This is a genomic window from Bacteroides sp., assembly GCF_029057325.1.
Classification (GTDB): Bacteria; Bacteroidota; Bacteroidia; order Bacteroidales; family Bacteroidaceae; genus Bacteroides.
This window is the reverse complement of sequence record NZ_JAICZW010000085.1, coordinates 1-8,747: the sequence shown is the minus strand read 5'-3', so window position 1 is coordinate 8,747 and position 8,747 is coordinate 1. Positions and strand designations below refer to the sequence as shown.

Below are 8,747 nucleotides of genomic sequence, written 5' to 3'. Positions count from 1 at the left end.
TAACATAACCTTTTATTCTTAACAAATCCAGATTTTTCTGCGCATTTGATTCTACAACAAATCTTTTGTCAAAATAGCCATTCTGTCCTTTAGGGTAAAAAATTACTTTCACAAATCCCTTTCCTCCGGGTTTGACGGGGTGTTTTATCCAATCCACAGCCGTACAGCCACAACTTACAGATACATTATATGTATCACCAAAGGGATTTCCCCTTTCACGTCAAAGAAAAAGACGGTTTCAACAAGGCTATCTTTAGAGTTGACCTGACTCAAATTATGAATCTTTTCTTTCCATATAATTTGAGGTTTTTCTTGAGAAAAGCACAAGACATTCATTGTGAACAATATACCTAATAATAATGCTTTACTTCTATTCATAACAAATATTTAAATTTAAGTTTTTAAAAATAACGGAAATAATCAATACTAATCATTCAACGCCATAATATTTCACTTTTTTTTAATAAAAACAGATATAATAATGTAACTATTCATCCCCCCCACAAAGATACGTTCCAAGGCAGACAATCATCCATACAATACTGATTATTTGTAATTTACAAAAAAATACAACATAGAGAGAATTTCACATAGATAGTCCCATGAAATAAGCAAAGCATGCTAAAGTGATATCCGAAAAAACAAAATAATCGCGGAAAAGCATTGCTTATCCGAATTTTATGCGTTCCTTTGTCGCGGAATGATGGTGCACTAGTTTTTCGATTTCCATTACATGGTTTATACTACCGTTTCAAAAAAGAACGCTTTTGTAAACTCTCTGTCTTTGTAGTCCTATTATTAATCATCCTTCTTTCCAAAGAGAGTTTTATTTAATTATTTATTTTATCCAATTCATTATGAACATTTACGTTGGAAACCTTAATTACCGGATTAAGGAGAGTGACTTGCAGCAAGTCATGGAAAATTACGGTACAGTATCTTCAGTGAAATTTATCAACGATCGCGAGACCAAGCGTTTCAGAGGCATCGCCTTTGTTGAGATGGAAGACAGCGCCGCTGCTGCCAAAGCCATTGCCGAATTGGACGGAAGCGAATTCTTCGGCCGTCAGATGGTAGTGAAAGAAGCAAGACCGCCGAAATATTGATATTTTTGAAGGAGTCAGAGGGAGTTATCACTCTGCTTTGCTCCATTAGAAACAAAAAGCCAATACGCTGTTTGTGAAAATAAAATCGTTAGTTTACACAAACAAGCGTATTGGCTTTTAACTCCTAATCCCAAAGGGCGGTAACTCCTTCTAATTCCCTTTAACTCCTTATAAATTATTTCATAAAGTCCTTGCGGCGAAGCACAAAGCTGTTACTCAAATACTTCTCACGCACAATCTTGTTCTCCGCCAACTCTTCCGGCGTACCCTGGAATAGAATTTTTCCTTCAAACAGCAGATAAGCACGGTCGGTGATGCTCAGCGTCTCCTGCACATTGTGGTCGGTAATCAGGATGCCGATGTTCTTGTCTTTCAGTTTCCACACAATCTGCTGAATATCTTCTACCGCAATGGGGTCCACACCGGCAAAAGGTTCGTCGAGCATGATGAATTTCGGGTCGATGGCAAGACAGCGGGCAATCTCCGTACGGCGCCGCTCGCCACCGGACAATTGATTTCCCTTGTTCTTCCTGACCTTCTGCAAACGGAATTCGGCAATCAGGCTCTCCAACTTCTCCTTCTGATACGACAGCGGTTTGTCGGTCATCTCCAGCACGGATGCGATGTTGTCTTCCACACTCATCTGACGAAAGACGGACGCCTCCTGCGCCAAATAGCCGATACCCGTCTGCGCACGCTTATATACCGGATACTTCGTGATGTCCAAATCATTCAGGAAGATGCGCCCCTCATTCGGAGTAATCAGGCCCACGGTCATATAGAACGAAGTTGTCTTGCCGGCACCATTCGGCCCCAGCAGCCCCACAATCTCGCCCTGCTTCACATTGATGGAGACATGGCTCACCACCGTACGCTTGCCGTACTTCTTCACCAAATCTTCCGTACGCAACACCATACGTTCCTCTTCTTGCGGCTTTGCTTCAACAGGTTGCTTCTGTTCGGCCGGCAAAATTTCCTGAACTTCCTTTATATTGTCCTTTATGCCTTTTTCTTCTTCCATATTCTAAAGGTTTTCGCCGCAAATGTAGCAAAAATAAGCCGAAATAGTGTACATTTGCGGTCAAATACTCATAGATTATGTTTAAAGCGCTAAAGACAGTAGGAAGATATATCATGTTGATGGGACGTGTTTTCGCCCGCCCCGAACGGATGCGTATGTTCTTCCGCCAGTACGTCAACGAACTGGAACAGCTCGGTGTCAACTCCATCGGCATCGTATTGCTGATATCGTTTTTCATCGGAGCCGTCATCACCATACAGATTAAGTTGAACATCGAAAGCCCCTTTATGCCCCGTTGGACGGTGGGATATGTCACCCGTGAAATCATGCTGTTGGAATTTTCATCTTCCATCATGTGTCTGATTCTGGCGGGAAAAGTAGGTTCCAACATTGCCTCCGAGCTGGGCACCATGCGGGTGACACAGCAGATAGACGCCCTTGAAATCATGGGAGTCAATTCCGCCAACTACCTCATCCTTCCCAAAGTAGCCGCCATGGTCACCACCATCCCGTTGATGGTGATGTTCAGCATATTCGCGGGCATCATCGGAGCCTTCTGCACCTGCTGGTTTGGCGGCATCATGTCTGCCGTAGATTTGGAATACGGCTTGCAATACATGTTTGTCGAATGGTTCATCTGGTGCGGCATCATCAAATCGCTGTTCTTCGCCTTCATTATCGCCAGCGTATCGGCCTTCTTCGGATATACCGTAGAAGGAGGTTCCATTGAGGTGGGAAAGGCATCCACCGACTCTGTGGTATGCAGCAGCGTACTCATCTTATTCGCCGACCTGATATTGACGCAATTGTTGATGGGATAAGTAATAAAAAGGAGTTATCGGGAGTTAGAGGGAATCAGAAGCCGATACTCCTTTTAACTCCCGATAACTCCTTCAAAATATAAAACAGAAAATGATAGAACTGAAAGGATTATGCAAGTCATTTGAAGGGAAAGAGGTGCTGAAAGGCATCAACGCCACCTTTGAAAACGGAAAAACCAACCTTATCATCGGCCAAAGCGGTTCAGGAAAAACCGTGCTCATGAAATGCATCGTAGGTCTTCTGACACCGGAAAAAGGAGAACTGCTGTACGACCGCCGTAACTTCCTGGCTATGGGGAAAAAGGAGAAAAAACAACTTCGCCGGGAGATGGGAATGATTTTCCAAAGTGCCGCCCTCTTCGACTCGATGACAGTACTGGACAACGTCATGTTTCCCCTGAACATGTTCAGCAACGACACCCTGCGCGACCGCACCCGCCGTGCGATGTTCTGCCTGGAGCGTGTCAACCTGCTTGAAGCCAAAGATAAATTTCCCGGAGAAATCAGCGGTGGTATGCAAAAACGCGTGGCCATTGCCCGCGCCATCGCCCTGAACCCGCAATACCTGTTCTGCGACGAGCCTAACTCCGGTCTTGACCCCAAAACTTCACTTGTCATCGACGAACTGATACAGGACATCACCAAAGAGTATAACATGACCACCCTCATCAACACCCACGACATGAACTCGGTAATGGGAATCGGAGAGAACATCATCTTCATCTACGAGGGAAACAAAGAGTGGGAAGGAAGCAAGGAAGACATCTTTACCGCTACCAACGAACGGCTGAACAATTTCATATTCGCCTCCGACCTCTTCCGGAAGGTAAAGGAAGCGGAAATGGGGAAAAGAGGAATAATAAAGTAAAGAAAAAGATTCTATCGAAGTTCAAAGATATATATATAATTGCGGGTGCCACAAAAGTACGATGTGACACCCGCATTCTTTTTCAAATGCGTCACTTCTGACGGATATAGATATTTATCGGAGTTCCGGTCAGGCTCCACTTCTCACGCATCTTATTCTCCAGAAATCGTCTGTAAGGCTCCTTCACATACTGCGGAAGATTGGCGAAATAGACGAATGAAGGTATTTGCGTATTGGGCAACTGCGTGATATACTTAATCTTGATATACTTACCTTTGGTTGCGGGAGGCGGATAAGCCTCGATAAGCGGCAGCATCTCTTCATTCAGACGGGCGGTAGAAATGCGCGTCATACGATTCTCATAAACGGCACGCGCCTCTTCCAGCACTTTCAGAATACGCTGCTTGGTCAGTGCCGAAGCAAAAATGATGGGAAAATCCACAAAGGGGGCAAAACGATTGCGAATGGCATCCTCGAAAGTCTTCATCACCTTCACAGTCTTGTTCTCCACCAAATCCCATTTATTGACAACGACCACAAGTCCCTTGGCATTCTTCTGAATCAGCGAGAAGATGTTCAAATCCTGACTTTCGATTCCGCGTGTGGCATCCAGCATCAAAATACATACATCCGCATTTTCAATGGAACGAATGGATCGGATTACTGAATAGTATTCCAAGTCTTCGTTCACCTTGTTCTTTTTACGGATACCTGCCGTATCGACCAAATAGAAATCAAAACCAAACTTGTTGTAACGGGTATAGATAGAGTCGCGTGTGGTTCCCGCAATCTCTGTCACAATGTTGCGTTCCTCCCCGATAAATGCGTTCACTATAGAAGATTTACCTGCATTCGGGCGTCCCACCACAGCAAAACGTGGGATATCTTCATCCAAAATCTCGGCGGATTCTTTCTTGAACTTGCTTACAATGAGATCCATCATGTCACCTGTACCACTACCGGTCATGGCCGAAATGCAATAGGGGTCTCCCAATCCAAGACTATAGAACTCAGGAGCATTGTATTGCAACTCATTATTGTCCGTCTTATTGGCAATCAGCAGTACCGGCTTCTTGGTACGGCGCAATATGGAGGCTACTTGCTGGTCGAGGTCTGTCACCCCGTTCATCACATCCACCACAAACAGAATCACGTCGGCTTCATCAACGGCCATTAATACTTGTTTCCGTATCTCCTCCTCAAAGATGTCGTCAGAGTTTACCACCCATCCACCAGTATCCACCACCGAGAACTCGCGTCCCAACCATTCGGTCTTTCCATATTGGCGGTCACGCGTGGTTCCCGCCTCTTCGTTCACAATCGCCTGACGCGACTTGGTCAAACGGTTAAATAGCGTGGACTTTCCCACATTGGGACGTCCTACAATTGCAACTAAATTTCCCATAGTTCAACTCTCCATGTTTTTTTGCGACTGTCACAGTCGTATGAATAAATCTTAATCCAGCTGATAACCGAAATTGCGCAACTCCTTATCCGAGCTTCTCCAATCCTTATCAACTTTCACAAACGTCTCCAAGAAAATCGTTTTCCCAAAAAATTTCTCCAAATCACGGCGGGCTTCGGTTGCCACCTTCTTCAAGGCCTTCCCCTGCTTGCCGATTATAATGCCTTTTTGCGAATCACGTTCAACATAAATAACAGCGTTGATATGTATCTTCTTCGCTTCCTCCTTAAACTGCTCCACTACCACCTCTACTGAGTAGGGAATTTCCTTGTCATAATAGAGCAGAATCTTCTCACGGATTATTTCGGTAACAAAGAAACGAGCCGGCTTGTCCGTCCATTGGTCTTTGCCAAAATAGGGAGGAGAATCGGGCAACAGCTCTTTCACCCGCTTCATCACATAGTCCACATTGAACTTCGTTGCGGCAGAAATAGGAATAATCTCCGCTTTCGGCAACAACTCCTTCCATGCTTCCACCAGCTCCACCAACTTTTCCTGATTGCTTAAGTCAATCTTGTTGACGAGCAGCAATACGGGCACTTCCATCCGGCTCACCTTTTCGACAAAATCATTATGCTTGTCAAGCGTCTCGATGACATCTGTCACATACAGCAACACATCAGCATCTGTCAATGCTGATACCGAAAAGTTCAGCATGGATTCCTGCAACTTATAGTTAGGCTTCAATACCCCCGGTGTATCCGAGAATACAATCTGCATATCATCCGTATTATAAATGCCCATAATCCGATGACGGGTAGTCTGTGCCTTGAAAGTAGCAATGGAAATACGTTCGCCCACCAGCACATTCATCAATGTGGACTTGCCTACATTGGGATTCCCCACAATATTTACAAAACCTGCTTTATGCATAATTCTCACACATTACATTTGGATTGAGACAAAAAAACGCATCGAATCGAAATAGGATGCGTTTCTTTTTATTCAATGTTTCAACTAAAGTTCAGTACATGTCAACTACACCTCATTCTTAGTGTTTCTTTCCGTCATATCCCCACTTCACGTACATGGCCCCCCAGGTAAACCCGGCACCGAATGCCGTAAAGATGATATTGTCACCTTTCTTCAGTTTCTCTTCAAAATCCCAGATACAGAGCGGAAGCGTGCCAGCACTCGTATTACCATAACGTTCGATGTTAATCAGAACCTTTTCGTGAGGAACTTCTAGGCGATGTGCTACAGCATCAATAATGCGAAGATTGGCCTGGTGCGGAACCACCCAGTCAATCGTCTCTTTCGTCAAACCATTCTTTTCAGCAATCGCTGCACTGATATCCGACATATTGGAAACCGCATATTTGAATACCGTACGTCCCTCCTGATAGAGATAGTGCATGTGATTATCCACGGTGAAATAAGAAGCAGGACAAACCGAACCACCGGCTTTCAGGTGCAAGAAAGGCAAGCCTTTGCCATCAGTTCTCAACATAGCATCCATCACTCCAACCTCTTCTGTTGTGGGCTCCATCATAAAGGCCGCCGCACCGTCACCAAAGATGGGACAAGTGGCGCGATCACTATAATTCACCACGGATGACATTTTATCCCCACCCACAATAATAACCTTCTTGTATCTTCCCGAACGAATAAAATTCGCAGCAGTTTCCATCAGATAAAGGAATCCGCAACATGCAGCCGACATATCGTAGGCAAAAGCATTCTTCAAGCCAAGCTTTTCACACAAGATAGATGCAATGGAAGGGAACTGATAATCGGGAGTGGATGTAGCGACAATCACCAAATCGATATCATCAGGATTGGCACCTGTACGCTGCATCAACTGCTTGGCGGCTTTACGAGCCATATACGAAGTACCCAACCCCTCTTCATTCAGGATATGTCTCTCCTTCACTCCGATACGGGTCATAATCCATTCGTCGTTGGTATCTACCATTCTTGAGATTTCCTCATTCGTCAAGATGTAATCAGGCACATAACCGCCGACTCCTGTAATTACTGCATTTATTTTTTCCATTAAAATTCTGTTTACTTATAAAACTACTAAAACAACGGCAGTCTAAAAAGACCTGCATACCCAAATAAACAAATCTTTTTAGACTCCGATGTTCAAGTATAAGTTTTAGTCAAACCAACCGTAATTATACGGCAGCTTCTTTTTCAATTGCAAGCTTGCCTCTATAATAACCGCATGCGCCACATACTGTGTGATATACATGCCACTCACCACAATTCGGGCAAATAGCCAATGTAGGAGCTACTGCTTTATCATGAGTTCTTCTCTTTGCAGTTCTTGTCTTAGACTGTCTTCTTTTAGGATGTGCCATTTTTCTTTAATCTTTAATTGTTATCTAATATTTTTTTTAATTCGTCCCAACGCGGATCCACCGCAGTTTCTTCTTCACCGCCCAACAGATTTGTATCTTCGTCCGGAGCAAACGCATCATCCGCACTATTGTCATCCGGAGTGACACGCATGTGCTTGTTCAGTTTGCTTGTCATTGCCTTGTTGCACTTACCAGGGGCATGCACATGCTTCATAGGAATTGCCAAAGCCACAAACTCATACATGAACCATGCCACATTGATCTCACCCTCTTCTTCGGGAATAACGATGAGGTTATCATTCTCTTCGGCATACTCATGACCAAACTTGACCAGCAACTTATCTGTAGAGCTGACAGGTTGTTCCATGTCATCCAAACAGCGATCACACGGCACGCATACTATTCCGTCCGTTTGAAAATTCAATTCAAAAGCACGGGATGTTTTTTTTACAACCAATGCCACATTGACTTTTCCCTTCTGAACTTCCGGGCCATCAATATCAGCGAAAAAAAGATTATCCAGCACAAACTCATACTTGCATGAGTCTGCCTGCATACCTTTCAAGTCTATCTTGTATTTATCAAACTTTCCCAAAGCTTCTTTTATTTATTCGGGCGACAAAGATACAAATAATTATCCTCATTCAGTAGCATTTAAGAAAAAATATTCTATAGTGCTTCTTTTTTCAATCCATATCCGTGGGAATAATCTGAAGCAATCCGAAAGCCTGATTACCAAATGCACTCACGAACGAACACTCATTTAACTATTACTTGTGCCTGTCGCCTTAACTTCCAGTGCCTGATACGACACGTCAAATCCTCTATTCAATTCTAACAATCCGTATCCTAAATCACTCAAAAGGCTTGTTACTTATAAAAAACAAATAAACGAAATTAATCTCCCAAAAGAGAAGTGAATTGCTTGATACGTCCTCATTCTAGCAAGCATTTCAAAAAGAAAAATGAAGAGTCAGAAAAGGAGCCTGAAAGAGGCTTGCTCACCGGCTTCCCCGAAATTCACAATCCGATTCAGTCCGGCATAATTGCAAGGGCCGCGGGCCCCGGCCATCCCCCGTCCCGAAACAAACGAAGCCCCCGTACCATCGGCACGGGGGCTTCTACTGAAAAAAACGGCGGCTACCTACTCTCCCACTGTT

9 protein-coding genes and 1 pseudogene are annotated in these 8,747 nt (G+C 44.1%); 3 read left to right on the top strand and 7 right to left on the bottom strand.

The genetic code is table 11. The features are described from left to right. A pseudogene (locus K2G43_RS13515) lies at window positions 1-175 on the bottom strand (DUF1573 domain-containing protein); the annotation flags it as partial. 682 nt (window positions 176-857) lie between these two features. Here K2G43_RS13515 and K2G43_RS05145 point away from each other — a divergent pair. After that, window positions 858-1,106: an RNA-binding protein gene (locus K2G43_RS05145; RefSeq protein WP_297644335.1), complete on the top strand. Its 249-nt coding sequence runs from the start codon at window positions 858-860 to the stop codon at window positions 1,104-1,106. A 175-nt stretch (window positions 1,107-1,281) separates the two neighbouring features. Here the strand turns inward: K2G43_RS05145 and lptB are convergent, their stop codons facing one another. After that, window positions 1,282-2,022 (bottom strand): LPS export ABC transporter ATP-binding protein, encoded by a 741-nt coding sequence (gene lptB, locus K2G43_RS05140; protein WP_297644333.1) that lies wholly within the window; start codon window positions 2,020-2,022, stop codon window positions 1,282-1,284. Between the two features lie 182 nt (window positions 2,023-2,204). On the opposite strand from lptB, the gene K2G43_RS05135 reads away from it, so the two are divergent. Beyond that, window positions 2,205-2,948, top strand: a complete 744-nt coding sequence (locus tag K2G43_RS05135; protein ID WP_297644331.1) for an ABC transporter permease — start codon at window positions 2,205-2,207, stop codon at window positions 2,946-2,948. A gap of 91 nt (window positions 2,949-3,039) precedes the next feature. Continuing rightward, window positions 3,040-3,816 carry an ABC transporter ATP-binding protein gene (locus K2G43_RS05130; protein WP_297644329.1) on the top strand — a complete coding sequence of 259 codons (777 nt, stop codon included), beginning with the start codon at window positions 3,040-3,042 and terminating at the stop codon, window positions 3,814-3,816. Window positions 3,817-3,907: 91 nt separating this feature from the next. Here the strand turns inward: K2G43_RS05130 and der are convergent, their stop codons facing one another. From der to K2G43_RS05105, 5 genes are all read right to left on the bottom strand, one after another. Then, on the bottom strand, window positions 3,908-5,221 hold the full coding sequence (gene der, locus K2G43_RS05125; RefSeq protein WP_297644326.1) for a ribosome biogenesis GTPase Der: 1,314 nt from the start codon (window positions 5,219-5,221) through the stop codon (window positions 3,908-3,910). A gap of 51 nt (window positions 5,222-5,272) precedes the next feature. Beyond that, entirely contained in the window at window positions 5,273-6,154 is an 882-nt protein-coding gene (gene era, locus K2G43_RS05120; protein ID WP_297644325.1) for a GTPase Era, read from the bottom strand. Window positions 6,155-6,272: 118 nt separating this feature from the next. Further along, window positions 6,273-7,277 (bottom strand): beta-ketoacyl-ACP synthase III, encoded by a 1,005-nt coding sequence (locus tag K2G43_RS05115; RefSeq protein ID WP_300153314.1) that lies wholly within the window; start codon window positions 7,275-7,277, stop codon window positions 6,273-6,275. Window positions 7,278-7,401: 124 nt separating this feature from the next. Beyond that, window positions 7,402-7,587, bottom strand: coding sequence for a 50S ribosomal protein L32 (gene rpmF, locus K2G43_RS05110; RefSeq protein ID WP_002562387.1), 186 nt, complete (start codon window positions 7,585-7,587; stop codon window positions 7,402-7,404). Window positions 7,588-7,600: 13 nt separating this feature from the next. Then, window positions 7,601-8,182: a DUF177 domain-containing protein gene (locus K2G43_RS05105; protein ID WP_300153312.1), complete on the bottom strand. Its 582-nt coding sequence runs from the start codon at window positions 8,180-8,182 to the stop codon at window positions 7,601-7,603. Between the last annotated feature and the right edge of the window lie 565 nt (window positions 8,183-8,747).